Annotated in this window: 16 protein-coding genes; 8 read left to right on the forward strand and 8 right to left on the reverse strand. The window is 67.4% G+C overall.

The genetic code is table 11. The features are described from left to right. Positions 1 to 117 precede the first annotated feature (117 nt). Positions 118 to 666, forward strand: coding sequence for an oligoribonuclease (gene orn / locus ACUH78_RS14400; protein WP_418363192.1), 549 nt, complete (start codon positions 118 to 120; stop codon positions 664 to 666). A gap of 42 nt (positions 667 to 708) precedes the next feature. Next, on the forward strand, positions 709 to 882 hold the full coding sequence (locus tag ACUH78_RS14405; protein WP_418363191.1) for a hypothetical protein: 174 nt from the start codon (positions 709 to 711) through the stop codon (positions 880 to 882). Positions 883 to 891: 9 nt separating this feature from the next. Here the strand turns inward: ACUH78_RS14405 and ACUH78_RS14410 are convergent, their stop codons facing one another. Both ACUH78_RS14410 and rpmE read right to left on the reverse strand, forming a co-directional pair. After that, the gene (locus tag ACUH78_RS14410) at positions 892 to 2550 is read right to left on the reverse strand and encodes an ArnT family glycosyltransferase (RefSeq protein ID WP_418363190.1); all 1659 of its coding nucleotides are present in this window, start codon (positions 2548 to 2550) and stop codon (positions 892 to 894) included. Between the two features lie 160 nt (positions 2551 to 2710). Further along, entirely contained in the window at positions 2711 to 2929 is a 219-nt protein-coding gene (gene rpmE, locus ACUH78_RS14415; RefSeq protein WP_418363189.1) for a 50S ribosomal protein L31, read from the reverse strand. A 200-nt stretch (positions 2930 to 3129) separates the two neighbouring features. Between rpmE and ACUH78_RS14420 the strand changes: the two genes are divergently transcribed. The 4 genes from ACUH78_RS14420 (at position 3130) to ACUH78_RS14435 (ending at position 6298) form a co-directional block, all read left to right on the forward strand. Then, positions 3130 to 4182, forward strand: a complete 1053-nt coding sequence (locus ACUH78_RS14420; RefSeq protein WP_435751116.1) for a tRNA dihydrouridine synthase — start codon at positions 3130 to 3132, stop codon at positions 4180 to 4182. A gap of 16 nt (positions 4183 to 4198) precedes the next feature. Next, positions 4199 to 4894 (forward strand): tRNA (guanine(46)-N(7))-methyltransferase TrmB, encoded by a 696-nt coding sequence (gene trmB, locus ACUH78_RS14425; RefSeq protein WP_435751117.1) that lies wholly within the window; start codon positions 4199 to 4201, stop codon positions 4892 to 4894. A gap of 90 nt (positions 4895 to 4984) precedes the next feature. Further along, positions 4985 to 5734, forward strand: a complete 750-nt coding sequence (locus tag ACUH78_RS14430; RefSeq protein ID WP_418363186.1) for a UPF0149 family protein — start codon at positions 4985 to 4987, stop codon at positions 5732 to 5734. A gap of 204 nt (positions 5735 to 5938) precedes the next feature. Continuing rightward, complete coding sequence (locus ACUH78_RS14435) at positions 5939 to 6298, forward strand: YkgJ family cysteine cluster protein (protein ID WP_435751124.1); 360 nt, start codon at positions 5939 to 5941, stop codon at positions 6296 to 6298. Here the strand turns inward: ACUH78_RS14435 and ACUH78_RS14440 are convergent, their stop codons facing one another. After that, a complete protein-coding gene (locus tag ACUH78_RS14440) occupies positions 6299 to 7213 on the reverse strand; it encodes an ATP adenylyltransferase family protein (RefSeq protein WP_435751118.1) in 915 nt (304 codons plus the stop codon). An 83-nt stretch (positions 7214 to 7296) separates the two neighbouring features. Here ACUH78_RS14440 and ACUH78_RS14445 point away from each other — a divergent pair, with 83 nt between their 5' ends. Continuing rightward, positions 7297 to 7515, forward strand: a complete 219-nt coding sequence (locus ACUH78_RS14445) for an RNA-binding S4 domain-containing protein (RefSeq protein ID WP_418363184.1) — start codon at positions 7297 to 7299, stop codon at positions 7513 to 7515. A 7-nt stretch (positions 7516 to 7522) separates the two neighbouring features. Here ACUH78_RS14445 and ACUH78_RS14450 read toward each other — a convergent pair whose 3' ends face one another. The 4 genes from ACUH78_RS14450 to acnA all read right to left on the reverse strand — a co-directional run bounded on the left by ACUH78_RS14450 (position 7523) and on the right by acnA (position 13019). Continuing rightward, positions 7523 to 9259, reverse strand: coding sequence for a potassium channel family protein (locus tag ACUH78_RS14450; protein WP_418363183.1), 1737 nt, complete (start codon positions 9257 to 9259; stop codon positions 7523 to 7525). A gap of 21 nt (positions 9260 to 9280) precedes the next feature. Further along, positions 9281 to 9664, reverse strand: a complete 384-nt coding sequence (locus tag ACUH78_RS14455; RefSeq protein ID WP_418363182.1) for a DUF6394 family protein — start codon at positions 9662 to 9664, stop codon at positions 9281 to 9283. A gap of 140 nt (positions 9665 to 9804) precedes the next feature. Next, the gene (locus tag ACUH78_RS14460; protein ID WP_418363181.1) at positions 9805 to 10197 is read right to left on the reverse strand and encodes a YchJ family protein; all 393 of its coding nucleotides are present in this window, start codon (positions 10195 to 10197) and stop codon (positions 9805 to 9807) included. A 125-nt stretch (positions 10198 to 10322) separates the two neighbouring features. Beyond that, a complete protein-coding gene (acnA, locus tag ACUH78_RS14465) occupies positions 10323 to 13019 on the reverse strand; it encodes an aconitate hydratase AcnA (protein ID WP_445333805.1) in 2697 nt (898 codons plus the stop codon). 345 nt (positions 13020 to 13364) lie between these two features. Here acnA and acnB point away from each other — a divergent pair, with 345 nt between their 5' ends. Next, the gene (gene acnB / locus ACUH78_RS14470) at positions 13365 to 15974 is read left to right on the forward strand and encodes a bifunctional aconitate hydratase 2/2-methylisocitrate dehydratase (RefSeq protein WP_445333806.1); all 2610 of its coding nucleotides are present in this window, start codon (positions 13365 to 13367) and stop codon (positions 15972 to 15974) included. A gap of 121 nt (positions 15975 to 16095) precedes the next feature. Here the strand turns inward: acnB and ACUH78_RS14475 are convergent. After that, positions 16096 to 16327 (reverse strand): hypothetical protein (locus ACUH78_RS14475; RefSeq protein WP_510497567.1); only part of this gene is annotated, 232 nt, incomplete at its 5' end.

Raw genomic sequence — 16327 nt, forward strand, 5'->3', positions numbered from 1 at the left:
TTCCGTGGGTGATGCAGGAAGCGGGCAGGAACTGTGACACAATCGCGCCCTTGATTGTTTCGCACCCGGGGTGCCCGCCGAGGTACCCGCTTTGGTGCTCACATAGGCCGGACGATTATGGCACAGGACCCGAAGACCCTGATATGGCTGGACATGGAGATGACCGGCCTTGAACCCGACCGCGACCGCATCATCGAGATGGCCGTGGTGTTGACCGACGAGTCGCTGGAGGTGATTGCCGAATCGCCCGTGATCGCCGTGCATCAGCCGGACAGCGTGCTCGATGCCATGGACGAGTGGAACCGCAACACGCACGGCAAGAGCGGGCTGATTGATCGCGTGCGCGCCTCGACGCTGTCGGAAGCGCAGGCCGAGGCGCAGATGCTTGCATTCCTGCAGCAGTACGTGCCGGCGCGCACCTCGCCGATGTGCGGCAACTCGGTGTGCCAGGACCGCCGCTTCATGGCGCGCTGGATGCCGCAACTCGAGGCTTGGTTCCACTACCGCAACCTCGACGTGTCCACGATCAAGGAGCTCGCGCGGCGCTGGCGGCCCGAGGTGTACGAGGGCGTGAAGAAGGCCGGCAGCCATACCGCACTCGCCGATATCCATGAGTCGATCGCCGAACTGCGTCATTACCGGGATCATTTCCTGCGCCTCGAATGAGGCCGGGTGGCACACGGTGCAGGATATGACGGTCACGGTCCGATGAACACACCGCGTCCGCCCGGGTTCTCCGGCTGGGTCGCCGGGCTGGTGGCTTGGGTGCGCCGGCATCGGCGGCTGTTGCTGATACTGCTGCTGCTGTCGCTGTTCTTCAGCGTGCTGGGCTACTTCTCGAATCCGGTCAGCATGCCGGGGATGTGCAAGATCTACGGCTGAGGCTGCGGCTCATTCGGTGACGCGGCGCAGAAGCCGGTAGCCTTCGGTCCGCTTGCCGGCACCGCGGCTGTACTCCCACACCGCCTCCCATTTGTGCGACAGGGCCTGCACGGTTTCCGCACGCTCGGTGTCGATCAGCAGCAGCGGGCAGTTTGTGGCGCCGTCCTGCGGGCGTTCGACGCGCAGGGCGGCGTAGTAGTCCATCGAGGTGCGCAGCGCGTCGGTCAGGCCGCTGCCCGCGATGCATGCGCCCGGTTGCGCGCTGCGCTCACCCCTCACTGCGATCTCCAGCGAGCCGACCATTTCGCGGTAGCTGCGCCCGTGGTCGAACCAGGGCATCAGCAGTGTCACCGCGAGGCACCACAGCATGGCCAGGCCGATGGCCCAGTTTGCCGGGGCGCGGGAGGGCGAGCGCGGCAGGCGTGCGATCAGCACGATCCACGTCAGCGTGATGATCACCCCGACGACGAGGCGGTATTCGCTGTCGGGCAGTACGAAATCGGGGGCGTTGCGGGCGACGTGGCGCGCCAGTCCGGGCGGCCAGCCAGCCGTCTGTGCGCTCCAGGCCAGCCAAACCAGCACGCCGAAGACCGCAAGGCTCATCAGCGAGAACCAGTCGAAGGCACTCGCGGCTCCTCGGCGCAGCGTGCTTACACCCGTCGCGGCGAGCAGCGCGACGGCGGGCACCAGCACCGTCATCCGGGCCTGGGCGAGGTCGCCATCGAGCACGAACCACAGCGCCACAAGCAGAATGCTGCTCAGCGGCAGCATCATTGCCGGCTGGGTCAGCCGGCGCCGGCCGCGCCAGAGTGCCCACAAGGCCACCGGCCACAGCGGCCAGAGGAACCATCCTGCCAGCTCCAGGGCGCCGGGCAACTTTGCGGTGCTGAGCCCGGGCGTACTCAGGCGCGCCCACTCGGTGCGGAGCCATAACTCGAGCAACTCGGGCTGGTTCAGGTGCAGGGCGAGCGGCCAGACCGTCGTGATCGCCAGCGCTACGCAAAGCCCCAGCAGCAAGGCACCGCTCGCGCGTGGCGTGCGGCATTCTGCGCACAGCAGCACGGCTAGCGGCAGCAGCGGAAGGGTAATGAGCAGGCCGCCGAGGCCACCGGAGAGAAAGGCGAGGCCGCTGCCGACGCCGGCCTTGAGGCTGCCGGTGAGGGGCCGCTCGGCCATTTCGGCAAGCCCGCGCAGCGTGAGTGCGAGCATGGCGAATACCGCGAGCAGGGGCTGGGTCTCGTGTGCGTGCAGCACCAGACCCAGGGCGCCGAGTGTGAGCAGCGCTGCGGGCGTGCGCACCGGCCGCCCGTACAGCGACTCCGCAGTCCGCGCCACCCAGAACACCGCGAGCGCGACGAAGAAGGCGCTTGCCAGGCGGGCGCCGGCATGCGCGGGCAGCAGGCTACCGGTCAGCCAGGCGAAGGCAGCGGCGACCCAGTGATAGAGCGGGGGGTGCTCAGCCAGTGGTGCGCCGGCGAGAAAGGGAAAAAGCCAGGATTCGCCCTGCAGCATGGCGAGTACCGGGCCGAAGTGCCGTGCGTCGTCGCCCCGCCAGGGATCGTGCGATGTCAGTCCCACGAGCAGGTACAACCCGATCAGCACCGTCAGGCCGACGGTGCCGTAGATACGGCGCTGGAACGTGGTGGGCGTGGCGGGGTCGCGGATCATGCGGGCATTGTGCGGCGAAGTGCGCGTGAAGACCAAGGCTGCGCGGTTTCGCGGCGCACGCGCAAACTAAAAAAGGCAGCTTGCGCTGCCTTTTCGTGTGGGGCTCCGGGCCGGTGTGCGCGCATCACCGATGCGCGCCTGCACGGCGGGATCCTGCAACTCAGCTGGCGCGCTGAACGTTGCCGTACTTCTGGCGGAAGCGCTCGACGCGACCGGCGGTGTCGACGATCTTCTGCTTGCCGGTATAGAACGGGTGGCAGGCGGAGCAGACTTCGACGTGGTACTGGGGCTTGCCCAGCGTGGAGCGGGTGACGAAGGTGTTGCCGCAGGAGCAGGTCACGTTCACGTCTTCGTATTTGGGATGGGTGTCTGCTTTCATGGTGTGTTCCTGAATCGAGCGGGTGGCGGATGTGACCACCCTGAGGCCGTAAAGCGCTGGATTATCGTGCACTTGCGCGCCGCTGGCAAGGAAAACAGCAGGAAAACAGCAGCAAAAAACGCCCGTTGGGCCGTTCCCCCGCCCGGGCGGCGCTACAATCGCGCACTTTGCCGCGCCGGCGGCGGTGTTCGGGAGATTGGATGCGCCTGCTGCTCGCGCCGATGGAAGGCTTGCTGGACGATGTGCTGCGCGTGGCGCTGACGCGCGTGGGCGGCTACGACCATGCGGTGAGCGAGTTCGCGCGCGTTTCCGGCACGCTGCTGCCGGACCGCTTCTTCCGCCGCATCGTGCCCGAACTCGACCGCGGGGGGCGCACAGTGGCGGGGACGCCGGTGCATGTGCAGATGCTGGGCTCGGATCCCGCATGCATGGCGGCCAATGCCGCAAGGCTGGCGCGTCTGAATCCGCCCGGGATCGACCTCAACTTTGGCTGCCCTGCGCCCACGGTGAATCGCCACGGCGGCGGCGCGGCGCTGCTGGACGAACCCGAGCTGCTGTGGCGCATCGCGCAGGCCGTGCGCGCGGCGCTGCCGCCCGGCATGCCGCTCAGCGCCAAGATGCGGCTCGGCGTGCGGGATGCCGGGCGCGCACAGGAGTGTGCGCAGGCACTGGCCGATGGCGGCGCGCAGTGGCTGGTGGTGCATGCGCGCACCAAGGCGGACGGTTACCGCCCGCCTGCGCACTGGGAGTGGGTGGCGCGCATCGCCGCCGCGGTGCCGGTGCCGGTGGTGGCCAATGGCGAGGTGTGGACGGCGCAGGACTGGGTGCGTTGCCGCGAGGTGTCGGGCGTGGCGGACGTCATGCTCGGGCGCGGTGCGGTCGCCGACCCTTTCCTCGCGTGCCGCATTCGGGCCGGGGGCCTCGACGAACCCGACGCCGATGAGCGCGCTGCCGAATGGCAGGCCCTGCGCCCGTTGATCGGCGAATTCGTCCAGGGGGTACAGCGCAAGGTCGAGGCTCGGCATGCGCCGGGGCGCATCAAGCAATGGGTGCAGATGCTCGCGCGCAGGCACGAGGCTGCGCGCGCGCTGTTCGCATGCATCCGCCCGCTGCGCAGCCTGCCCGAAGTGGCGGCAGAGCTGCAGCGCCACGGCATCCACGCTCCGCAACCCGGCGATGCGCCGGCGGGCGATCCCTGGCGGCGGATCGAGCACCCTCCGCTCGCGCTCAAAGCCATGGCGCGGGCAGCATGAGACCTACGGAACGACGATGAGCTACGCCAATTCCCGCATCCCGCAGAGCGCCCAGGCTGGCGTTCACGACGCCTTGCGCGAGCGCGTGCGCAAGCACCTGATGCAACCCTTCCGCAAACCCTATGCCGACTACAACCGTGCCGCACTCGAACACGCCCTCGCCGGCTGGGACGGCAAGGCGCCCCTGATCCTCGATGCCGGCTGCGGAGTGGGGCACAGCACCATCCAGATTGCGCGCGCTCACCCGGATCACTGGGTGATGGGCGTGGACCAGTCGGAAGACCGCCTCAACCGGCGCAAGCCCTACCCAGAGGCCCTGTTGCCGCGAAACATGGTGTTCGTGCGCGCGGATCTGGTGGATTTCTGGCGTCTGCTCGACGACGCTGGCCTGCGCCTGGCGCGCCACTACATCCTTTATCCCAACCCCTGGCCCAAGATCGGGCACCTGGGTCGCCGCTGGCATGCCCACCCCGTGTTTCCCTGGATTCCGCGCCTCGGCGGTGTGCTCGAATGCCGCAGCAACTGGCAGGTGTACGCCGAGGAGTTCGCGCTCGCGCTGGGCGAGGTCACCGGTCGTCCGGTGGGGTGGGCGCCCTTCACGGCTGAGGTGCCGCTCACGCCGTTCGAGCGCAAATACCGCGATTCCGGACAGGCGCTGTACCGCCTCGAGCTTGACCTTGGGCTGGGGTGCGGGACGCCACCCGGTGCATGAGCCGCGCCGGATGTCCGGCGGCGAAGAGATGATCCGACTTGCCCCCTGTGCGCGCTTGCGCCACGCTAGCCCCCATTACCGGAGAACACGATGAACGACGATATTCGCGACGACGCTGCAGCCCTCCCCGCCATGCAGGGCGAACAGATGACCGAGGAGGACTTCGAGGCACTCGAGGAGATCCTCACCTCGGATGTGGTGCCCGAGGACTGCATGGACCTCGAGATGCTCGACGGCTACCTGGCCGGCGTGCTGATATCGCCGCGTGCGATTCCGCCCGAGCGCTGGCTGCCGGGCGTGTGGTCCGCCCACGGCGATGAGGCGGACTTCGGCTCGGGTAGCGCGCTGCAGCGTGCGATCCGCCTGGTCAAGGCCTACCACAACGAACTGCTCTCCACGCTGGGTCTGGACGACGAGGACGAAGCCTGCTGGGAACCCTTCTGCTTCGCGGTGGCGGAAGGCGACGGCCTCAAGCTGGGTGAAGCCTGGATCGACGGTTTTGCGCAGGGCCTGGACCTGTGGCCCGAGGGCTGGGAAGAAGGGCTGGATGAGGACGCCGTCGAGGCGGTACGCGCGACGCTGGACGAGGTGCTCGCCCCTTGGGGCGAGGAGGGCGCGGCGAAGGCCGACGACGACACCCGCCTGGGCTGGCTCACTGCGGTAGGTGAGGCGGTCAATGACGTCTACGCACACTGGCGCGATCTCGGCCTGCCGCCGGCGGAAGCGCTCTCGGCCGAGGCGCCGCGCAAGCCGGCAGCAGGCGGGCCGGGACGCAACGACCCCTGCCCGTGTGGAAGCGGCAAGAAGTTCAAGAAGTGCTGCGGCGCAGAGAGCGCCTGAGGCACGCTCTCCATGCCTGAAGAGTTTTGCGCAAAAACTCTTTAGGTCATTGAATAAAAAAAGAAATTCGGGGGCTTGAACGGCGCCGCGGAAGCGCTAGAATCCGCGCGCCGAACAACCCCGCGAGAGCGCCTGAGTGCGCTGCGAGCATGCGCTCCGCGCATGCCGCGCGTACCGCTCGCCTCGCGCACTCCGCCCCCGATCATGGACGCCTACAACCCCTGCCTGGACTGCGGCATCTGCTGCACGCACTTCCGCATCTCCTTCTACTGGGCCGAGGCGGACGACACGCCCGGTGGCTACGTACCTGCGGACATGACCGAAAAGCTCAACCACAACCTGCGCTGCATGAAGGGCAGCAATCAGGTGCCGCGGCGCTGTTCGGCGCTTACCGGCGAAGTTGGCAAGGCGGTGTCGTGTTCGATCTACGAGAACCGGCCCTCGCCCTGTCGCGAATTTCCGGTGTACTTCGAGGACGGCACGCCCAACCCCAAGTGTGATGAGCTGCGCGCGACGATTGGTCTGCCGCCGCTACCGCATGCGCCGCTTCCGCGCGCGGCCTGATCAGCGCGGGTGGCCCACGCTCGTCAGCACCGTGAGCGGGCCGGTTGTGCGCAGCGCCTCGATCTGGGCGCGGTCGCGCACAAAGAGCGACCCTGCGTAGGCGAGCGAGTTGATCGACACGTCCCGCCACTTCTCCAGTGTGCGCGGTACCACCAGCATCACCTGTCTCGTGAGCAGAAGGTTGTAGGCCGGCATCGGATCGTCGTTGCATGCCATGCCGAGTTGGCTGCAGGCGTGGGCAAAGGCGGCGTGCAGGGCTGTGCCGGGGGAGCTGGGCGAGTGCCAGCAGGTCGGGTCGAGGCGGACGAAGGCGTGGGCCCAGGGCAGGGCCGGATTGCAGAACGCTGCCCCGGCCGGGACTGTGTGGCCAGGCTGCGGCGCCGGGATGAAACTGTCCAGCCGGCTCGCACTCGCGGGTACCCACTGCAGATGCTTGTGCGCCTGGCTGGCCCCCGCGACCCGGCCGCCGTTATAGAAACCTAGGCCGCCGTGGGTGGCGATGATGCTGCCCAGGGCATCGAAGTCAGCCACGGTGAGCGGACAGCTCTGGTCCTCGAAGTCACGCGTGATCACGAGCAGGTGGCGCTCGATCACCGGAAACTTGTTCAGCACCAAGAGGTGGTCGTCGCCCAGCTTGGCGACGGTGAGCGCGGCTTCGGGCGGCAGGAAAGGGTTGAAGTCGGCGCGTCGCCGGGTCACCGTATCGACGCGGGCGCGGTCCTTGAGCGCCAGCGATGACACCCAGCGCACGGAGAAGCGCAGTCCGGCCTGTTCCAGCCAGTCCTGTTCGGTGCGGATGGGTTCCAGGGCGCCGCGCTCCAGCGCCGCAGCGATGCAGCGGTCGGCACGCTCGATCAGGTCTTCGACCTCAGTTTCAGCGAATTGCGCAGGGGCTGGGTGGGCTGTGCTGGTCATGCGCTCGAGTCGGGGAGACAATGCCGCCATTTTGACATGAGGGCGGGTGCGTGCGGCGTCGCGCAGGCCACCGGGAGAACGCGATGAACACTTCCTTTGCCGTGCGCGGCGAATACATTCAGCTCGATCAACTGCTGAAGGCCGCCGGCCTCGTGGATTCGGGGGGCGCGGCGCATGCTGCGGTCGAGCAGGGGCAGGTGCGGGTGGACGGCAAGGTCGAGATGCGCAAGCGTGCCAAGCTGCGCCCCGGGCAGAAGGTGCGCTACGCCGGCGCGGAGATCACGCTCATGCAGCAGGACTGAACATCGTTCAGGGCAAGTGCGGGGCAGCGGCTGCGCGCGCGCGGCGGGAGAATTTCTCCCAGACCCAGCCTCCGGGCAGATCCTCGCCGGTGAGGATGTAGGCCAGGGTGTGCTCGTTGGCGATGATCAGGCCGATATCGTCGAGTGCGGCCCGCGTGCCCGCCAGCAGGAACTCGTCGCCGGCACGGACCCGGGTGCCGGGTTCCGGCACCAGCAGGTGGTCGTCGTCGTCGCGCTCCAGGTAGATCACCTCGCAGTCCAGCCCGCGGCTGCGGTCGGAGGGCGAGCGCATCAGTTGCTCGAGTGTGATCGTCTCTCCGCGCATGAGGCGCCGGTACAGTGCCGGTGCGCGGCTCAGGTTGATGCGCTCGCTGCGCACCTCAGGTACGGTCCAGCCCAGGCGATCGGTCAGGCGCTCGAGCTGTGCCCCGCACCACGCCTCGTCGCGAGCGCGGATCTCGCCCAGGAAGGGAACGAGCAGCGGTGTGCTCAGGATGGCGATGCACTCGTGACCGATGACGCGGCTGGGCACCACCGTGATGTCGGCGTCGAAAGCGTCGAACAGGGCGCGGTTGGATTCGTGGTTCTGGCGCAGGATTATGAACAGCTCCGGATTCAGCTCGCGCGCGGTGACCGCGATCGACAGGTTGTCCGCGTCCGAGCTGGTGCCGCACACGATACCCGTGGCAGCCTCCACGCCGGCTTCGCGCAGCGACTTCGCGCCCGTGCCATCACCCTGCACCCAGCGGTGCAGACCGTCGGGCTTGGGGTCGAGGTCGATGATCGTGACCGGCACGGCCTCGGAATCCATGGCTTCAACGAGCTGGCTGCCAAAGCGGCCATGACCGCACACGATCCATTCCCCATGCGGCGGATCGCGCCTGCGCTCGACCTCTGTGCCCGGCACGCCGGTGAGCCAGCTCATCAGTTGCGAGGCCTTGGGCGCGTGCAGCGACAGCGCGAGGGTCTCGGCGAAGCGCTCGAAGGGGTTGATGATGTGCCGCGTGCCGAAGGACGCCATGTTGTCCGCGGTGGCGTCGTTCTCTGCCCGGCACAGTGCAGGCAGTCGTGGCGCGAGCAGGCGCGCCGAGATCGCGATCGCCAGATTGGTGTGGTCGTCGTTGGTCAGCGCGATCACACCCCTGCAACTGGAGTGGGTGAGGCCGGCGAACTTGAGTGTCTCGGGGTTTCCGGCGTCGGCGCACACCGCAGGCACGTCGAGTACGTAGTTGTGCAGATCGAGTTCGCCGACCTTACCCTCGTCGATCTCCACCACGACCGCGCGCAGGCCCATGCGGTCCAGGGCCTCGCAGATCAGGCGACCTGTCTCGCCGTAGCCGCACACCAGATAGAAGGGTTCGCGCAGCCTCCGGACTGCGCGCACGAAGCGCTGCATGGCGATTGCCTGACGCAGGCTGCGGTCCGACAACAGGCTGAACACCGAGCCCAGGGTATAGGCCCAGCCGATCACCGAAAGGTAGATGCTCACCATCACCCATAGCCGCTGCTCGTCGGAGAAGGTGTAGGGAACCTCGCCGAAGCCGATCGTGGTGGCGGTGTAGCTGATGAAATAGAAGGCGTGAAAGAAGCTCAGGTAGCTTGTCCGGCCCTCGACCTCCGGCCCGGGGACGAGCGTGAGCCCCAGCACCGAGATCGAGAACAGGGTGATGAGCAGGATCAGCGGCGTGCGCAGGCGCCGAAGGATCAGGAAGAAGACGCTGTGATGGTGGGCGAGGTTCTGCATGCCGCGGCCCCGGTCGCCGGCTCAGCGGCGCTGCATGATCGTCTCGGCGATCAGGATCACCACCGACACCATGTTGGCGAACAGCGCACCGCCCGACAGCGACACGATCTTGGCCATCATGTCGGGTGTGACGCCCTCGGCGCCGACGTGTGCGGCATAGCCCCACACCATGGCTGCCGCGATCAACTGCAGGTCGGCCGCGAGACTGGTGGACAGGTGGATCGCCCCGATCTGCGTGCGGTCGCCGAACTTGAGTACGGTGGCGATCAGGCTGACCACCAGCGCGGCGAAGAGCTCGTAGATGTCATGGTGCGCGGGGTTGTCGATGTCGCCGACGAAGAAGCCGAAGTTCAGCGTGGCGGCGAGCACGATGAAAAAACCGAAGATGACTTTTTCGAGGTTCATGATCTTCCTTCGGTGGGGCCCGTCGAGGCCGGTGTGACGGCCGCGGAGCCCGGTAGGTGGTGTTGCAGATTATGCGCCTGGCGCATTGCGATGTCTCGCGCGCCGCCGGTCGGAACCGGGCGGGGCTTGCCGGTGCGCGCTCAGTCGGGGTGGAGGTCGCCATCCACGTAGTACCAGCGTCCGTCCTCGCACACGAAGCGGCTGGTCTCGTGCAGGCGTTGGGCGCGGCCGCCGATGCGGCAGCGGGCGATGAACTCGACCTCGGCATGGACTTCGTCCAGCGGGCGATGGGCGCGCACCTGCAGGCCGATCCACTTCGGCGCCGGCGTTTCGTCCAGGTCGAGCGAGGCCGGGCGCGTGCTCGGGTGCCAGCTCGCGAGCAGGTAGGCCGTGTCGGAGAGCGCGAAGGCGGTGTAGCGCGAGCGCATCAGCGCCTCGGCCGTGCACGCCGGGTGTGCGCCGGACAGCGCAGGGCCGCAGCACTGTGCAAAGCGCTGGCCGGAGCCGCAGAGGCAGGGGGCGGTGGGTTTCATGCGGCAGGAGTATACCGGGGCTGGCCCGGGGAGATTCCCGCGACGGGTAGGCGGGTCATGGAGCCTGGCGAGCCGCAGAGGGCTGGGTTGCCGTTGGCGCGGGAATGCCCGCGCCAACGGCGTTGTCACGCGCCGAGGATCTCCCGCAGCACGTAGGGCAGGATGCCGCCGTGGCGGTAGTACTCGATCTCGATCGGGGTGTCGATGCGGCACAGCACAGGCACCGACCGCTTTGACCCATCAGTCCGCTTGATCTGCAGCGTGAGCTGCTGCTGCGGCGCCAGGCCGGCGGTGATGCCTTCGAGCGTGAACGTCTCGCTGCCGTCGAGCCCCAGCCCCTGCCAGCTGTCGTCGCCGATGAACTGCAGCGGCAGCACGCCCATGCCGACCAGGTTGGAGCGGTGGATGCGCTCGAAGCTCCTTGCCACCACCGCCTTGACCCCGAGCAGCGCAGTGCCCTTGGCCGCCCAGTCGCGCGACGAGCCGGTGCCGTACTCCTCGCCGGCGAAGACGATGCTCGGCACGCCACGCGCCATCCAGGTGCTCGCTGCTTCGTACACCGTGGTCTGCTCGCCGTCGAGCAGGGTGTAGCCGCCTTCGACACGGCTGCCGTCGGGGTTGGGCGGCAGCATCAGGTTCTTCACACGCACGTTGGCGAAGGTGCCGCGCACCATCACGTCGTGGTTGCCGCGCCGCGAGCCGTAGGAGTTGAAGTCCTTCTTCTCCACCCCCTGCTCACGCAGCCAGCGCCCTGCCGGGCTGGTCTCGCGGAAGGAGCCGGCGGGCGAGATGTGGTCGGTGGTCACCGAGTCGCCGAGCAGCAGCAATGCGCGCGCATCGTGAATGTCGCGCGCGGGCGGCGGCGTCATGCCGAAGCCCGCGAAGAAGGGCGGACAGGCGATGTAGGTGGAGGGTGGCCAGTCGTAGGCCTGGCCGGTGGGCGCCGCGATCGCGTTCCACAGGTCGTGGTCGCGGGTGAAGTCGGCGTAGAGCCGGCGATAGGTGGACGGGTCGGTGGCGAAGGGCAGCACCGCGGCGACCTCGTCCGAGCTCGGCCAGAGGTCGCGCAGATACACCGGCTGGCCGTCGCTGCCGGTGCCCAGCGGCTCCTGCGTCAGGTCGATGTTGGCCCGCCCGGCGAGCGCGAAGGCCACCACCAGCGGTGGCGAGGCGAGATAGTTGGCGCGGATGTTGGGGTGGATGCGCGCTTCGAAGTTGCGGTTGCCCGACAGTACCGCGGCCACCACCAGGTCGTGCTCGGCGATCGCCTCGTTGAACTCGGTGGCGAGGTCGCCAGCGTTGCCGATGCAGGTGGTGCAGCCGTAGCCGGCGAGTGCGAAGCCGAGCGCAGCGAGCGGCTCGAGCAGCCCGCCCTTGTCGAGGTAATCTGTGACCACGCGCGAGCCGGGGGCGAGCGAGGTCTTGATGTGTGGCTTCACGCGCAGGCCGCGCTCCACGGCCTTCCTGGCTAGCAGGCCGGCGGCGATCATCACCGCGGGGTTGCTGGTGTTGGTGCACGAGGTGATGGCGGCGATCAGCACGTCGCCATGGCCGAGGTCCACGCCTTCGCGCGCGGTGGCGAAGCGGTCGCCGAGCTGACCGGGCTCTCGGCCGAAGCCGTTCTCGGACACCGGCGCGGAGAACAGGCGCTCGAACTCTTGGCGCATGGCGGGCAGGGCGATGCGGTCCTGCGGGCGCTTGGGACCGGCGAGTGACGGTTGGATGGTGGCGAGCTCCAGCACCAGCGTGCGCGTGTAGTCGATTTCGCCCGCACGCGGCACGCCGAACAGGCCCTGGGCGCGGAAGTAGTCCTCGAACAGCACGCATTCGGCCTCGTCGCGGCCGGTGGCGCGCATGTACTCCACGGTCTTCTCGTCCACCGGGAAGAAGCCCATGGTGGCGCCGTATTCGGGGGCCATGTTGGCGAGCGTGGCGCGGTCGGTCACGGTTAGGCTGGCCGTGCCCTCGCCGAAGAACTCGACGAACTTGCCCACCACCTTCTCGCGTCGCAGCATCTCGGTCACGGTGAGCACCAGGTCGGTCGCGGTGGTGCCGGCGGGGAGGCTGCCCTTGAGTTCCACCCCGATCACGTCGGGGGTGAGGAAATATACCGGCTGGCCGAGCATGGCCGCCTCGGCCTCGATCCCGCCCACGCCCCAGCCCACCACGCCGACGCCGTTGATCATGGTGGTGTGCGAGTCGGTGCCCACCAGAGTGTCGGGGAAGCACAGGCCGTCGCGGCTGCGCACGCCGCGGAAGAGGTATTCGAGGTTGACCTGATGGACGATGCCGATGCCCGGCGGCACCACGCGGAAGGTGTCGAAGGCCTGCATGCCCCACTTCATGAACTGGTAGCGCTCGCGGTTGCGCTCGAACTCGATCTCCATGTTGCGGCGCAGCGCGTCGGGCGTGCCGTAGTGGTCCACCTGCACCGAGTGGTCTACCACCAGGTCGACCGGCACCAGCGGCTCGATGAGCTTGGCGTTGCGGCCCTGCTCCACTGCCACGTTGCGCATCGCGGCCAGGTCGGCGAGCAGCGGCACGCCGGTGAAGTCCTGCAGCACCACGCGGGCGACCACGAAGGGGATCTCGGCAGTGCGCTGTGCGGTCGGCTGCCAGTTGGCCAGTTCACGCACGTGGGCTTCGGTCACTTTCTGACCGTCGCAGTTGCGCAGCACCGATTCGAGCACGATGCGGATCGATACCGGCAGGCGCGAGATGGGCCCGACGCCGGCGGCCTCCAGTACAGGCAGGGCGTAGTACTGCAGCGCCTTGCCCTTGGGGGAATCCAGGGTCTTGAGCGAATCGAAGAGCGTGTGCATCGGTGGCCTCCTGTGTGTAGCGTGGCCCGGATCGGGGTTTTTTCAGCATAGCAGCGCAGCCCCACGGGTCCAGCTTGCGACTGGGGTGGTGTCTTGTGCCGAAGTGCGCTGTTGGGAAGGTGAGCTGCGGGCTCGCTCGCACGTGGCAGGCGCCCTCGTCATCATTCACGGGGCTTACCTGCCAGATTCGAACGCGTAGAATCGCAAAAGTTTTTTCCGGGATCTTCTGCCCGGCTGTTGCACCGCACCGCAAGTCTTATAAAAGACATATAATCTCGTCCGATCCGGCTGGGCGACCCCCGGTCGGAGCTCCGATCACCGCCACGAAATAGTGAGGAAGTCGCCGTGCTTGAAGCCTACCGTGCCCATGTCGCCGAACGTGCCGCCCTCGGCATCCCGCCGCTGCCGCTGTCCAAGCAGCAGGCCACCGAACTCGTCGAACTGCTGAAGAATCCCCCCGCCGGCGAGGAAGACTTCCTCGTCGAACTGCTCACCTACCGCGTCCCCGCCGGCGTGGACGACGCCGCCAGGGTCAAGGCCGAGTTCCTGGCCAAGGTCGCCAAGGGCGAAGAAGCCTGTGCGCTGGTGTCGCGCGCCAAGGCCACCGAGCTGCTCGGTACCATGCTGGGCGGCTTCAACATCAAGCCGATGATCGACCTGCTCGGCGACGCCGAAGTGGGCACCATCGCTGCAGAGGGCCTCAAGAAGACCCTGCTGATGTTCGACTACTTCCACGACGTCAAGGAACTGGCCGAGAAGGGCAACGCCAACGCCAAGGCCGTCATGCAGTCCTGGGCCGACGCCGAGTGGTTCACCAGCCGCCCGGAAGTCCCGGCTTCGCAGAAGCTGACCGTGTTCAAGGTCACCGGCGAAACGAACACCGACGACCTGTCGCCCGCGCCGGATGCCTGGTCGCGCCCCGACATCCCGCTGCATGCGCTGGCCATGCTCAAGAACCCGCGCCCGGGCATCGAGCCGGAAGAAGCCGGCGTGCGCGGCCCGGTCAAGTTCCTCGAAGATCTGCGCGCCAAGGGCAACCTGGTCGCCTACGTCGGTGACGTGGTCGGTACCGGTTCCTCCCGCAAGTCCGCCACCAACTCGGTGTTGTGGTTCACCGGCGAGGACATCCCCTTCGTCCCGAACAAGCGCTTCGGCGGCGTGTGCCTGGGCTCCAAGATCGCCCCGATCTTCTTCAACACGATGGAAGACGCCGGCGCACTGCCGATCGAGATCGACGCCGGCAACATGGAAATGGGCGACGAGATCGAGCTCAAGGTCGACGACAAGTCGGGCAAGGTCACCGCGCTCAAGAACGGCGCCGTGATCGCCGAGTCGCAGTTGAAGACTCTGGTGATCCTCGACGAAGTGCGCGCTGGTGGCCGTATCCCGCTGATCATCGGTCGCGGCCTCACCACCAAGGCGCGTGAAGCGCTGGGCCTGCCGCCCTCGACCCTGTTCCGCCTGCCGCAGGCCCCCGCCGACACCGGCAAGGGCTTCTCGCTGGCGCAGAAGATGGTTGGCCGCGCCTGCGGCATGCCGCTCATTGACGGAAATCAGCAGGGCATCCGCCCGGGCACCTACTGCGAACCCAAGATGACCACCGTCGGCTCGCAGGACACCACCGGCCCGATGACCCGCGACGAGCTCAAGGACCTTGCCTGCCTCGGCTTCTCCGCCGACCTGGTGATGCAGTCCTTCTGCCACACCGCCGCCTACCCGAAGCTGGTCGACGTCAAGATGCACCGCGAGCTGCCGAGCTTCATCAGCACCCGCGGCGGCGTGTCGCTGCGCCCGGGCGACGGCGTGATCCACTCCTGGCTCAACCGCCTGCTGCTGCCCGACACCGTCGGCACCGGCGGCGACAGCCACACCCGCTTCCCGATCGGTATCTCCTTCCCGGCCGGCTCCGGCCTCGTAGCCTTCGCCGCTGCGACCGGCGTCATGCCGCTCGACATGCCGGAATCGGTGCTGGTGCGCTTCAAGGGCACGATGCAGCCGGGCGTCACGCTGCGTGACCTGGTCAACGCCATCCCGCTGTACGCCATCCGCCAGGGCCTGCTGACGGTCGAGAAGAAGGGCAAGAAGAACATCTTCTCCGGCCGCATCCTCGAGATCGAAGGCCTGCCGGACCTGAAGGTCGAACAGGCTTTCGAGCTGACCGACGCCTCGGCCGAACGCTCCGCCGCCGGTTGCACGGTCCACCTCAACAAGGCGCCGATCGTCGAGTACATGAACTCGAACATCACCCTGATGAAGTGGATGATCGCCAACGGCTACGAAGACAAGCGCACCCTGGGTCGCCGCATCAAGGCCATGGAAGAGTGGATCGCCAACGGCGAACTGCTGAAGGGTGATGCCGACGCCGAGTACGCCGCCGTGATCGAGATCGATCTCGCCGACATCAAGGAGCCGATCGTCGCCTGCCCGAACGACCCGGACGACGTCAAGCTGCTGTCCGAAGTCGCCGGCGACAAGATCGACGAAGTCTTCATCGGCTCGTGCATGACCAACATCGGTCACTTCCGCGCTGCCGGCAAGGTGCTGGACGGCAAGTCCGACATCCCGACCCGCCTGTGGATCGCCCCGCCCACCAAGATGGACGCGATGATCCTCAACGAGGAAGGCTACTACGGCGTGCTCGGCAAGTCCGGCGCCCGCATGGAGATGCCGGGTTGCTCGCTGTGCATGGGCAACCAGGCGCAGATCCGCAAGGGCAGCACCGCGATGTCGACCTCGACGCGCAACTTCCCGAACCGCCTCGGCATCGACACCCGCGTCTATCTGGGCTCGGCCGAGCTGGCCGCGGTGTGCGCGCTGATGGGCAAGATCCCGAGCGTGCAGGAGTACATGGCGCAGGTTGAGGTGGTGAACAAGAAGGCTGCCGACATCTACCGCTACATGAACTTCGATCAGATCGAGGAATTCCGCTCGGTGGCTGACACCGTGACTGTCTGATCCCGGCCTGATCGGTCCGGCTCGACCGGACCCCGACGACACCCCCGGCGCATCCTCGCGCCGGGGGTGTCGTATTTTTGGTGGCCGACCACACCATCTTGGGTGGCACAACGGCATCCCGTCACGCCTTGCGACGGTGGAATCGTCTATCATCTCCAAAAAATGACGACGTCCGGTCGCGGGCGCCCAGAATCTCTTGATCCCCAAGTTCTTGCTCCGGCACCGTCGATCCGAAGAGGCACTTCCCTTGCGGCTCTGTGCCGTTTCCAGTGGAAATTGACTTCTCAACAAACATGATGATCGGTGGTACAACCGCCCGAACCTGACGCCGACCTCGCGCCCGATGAACACCC

The organism is Thauera sp. ZXT1-4 (assembly GCF_052598215.2).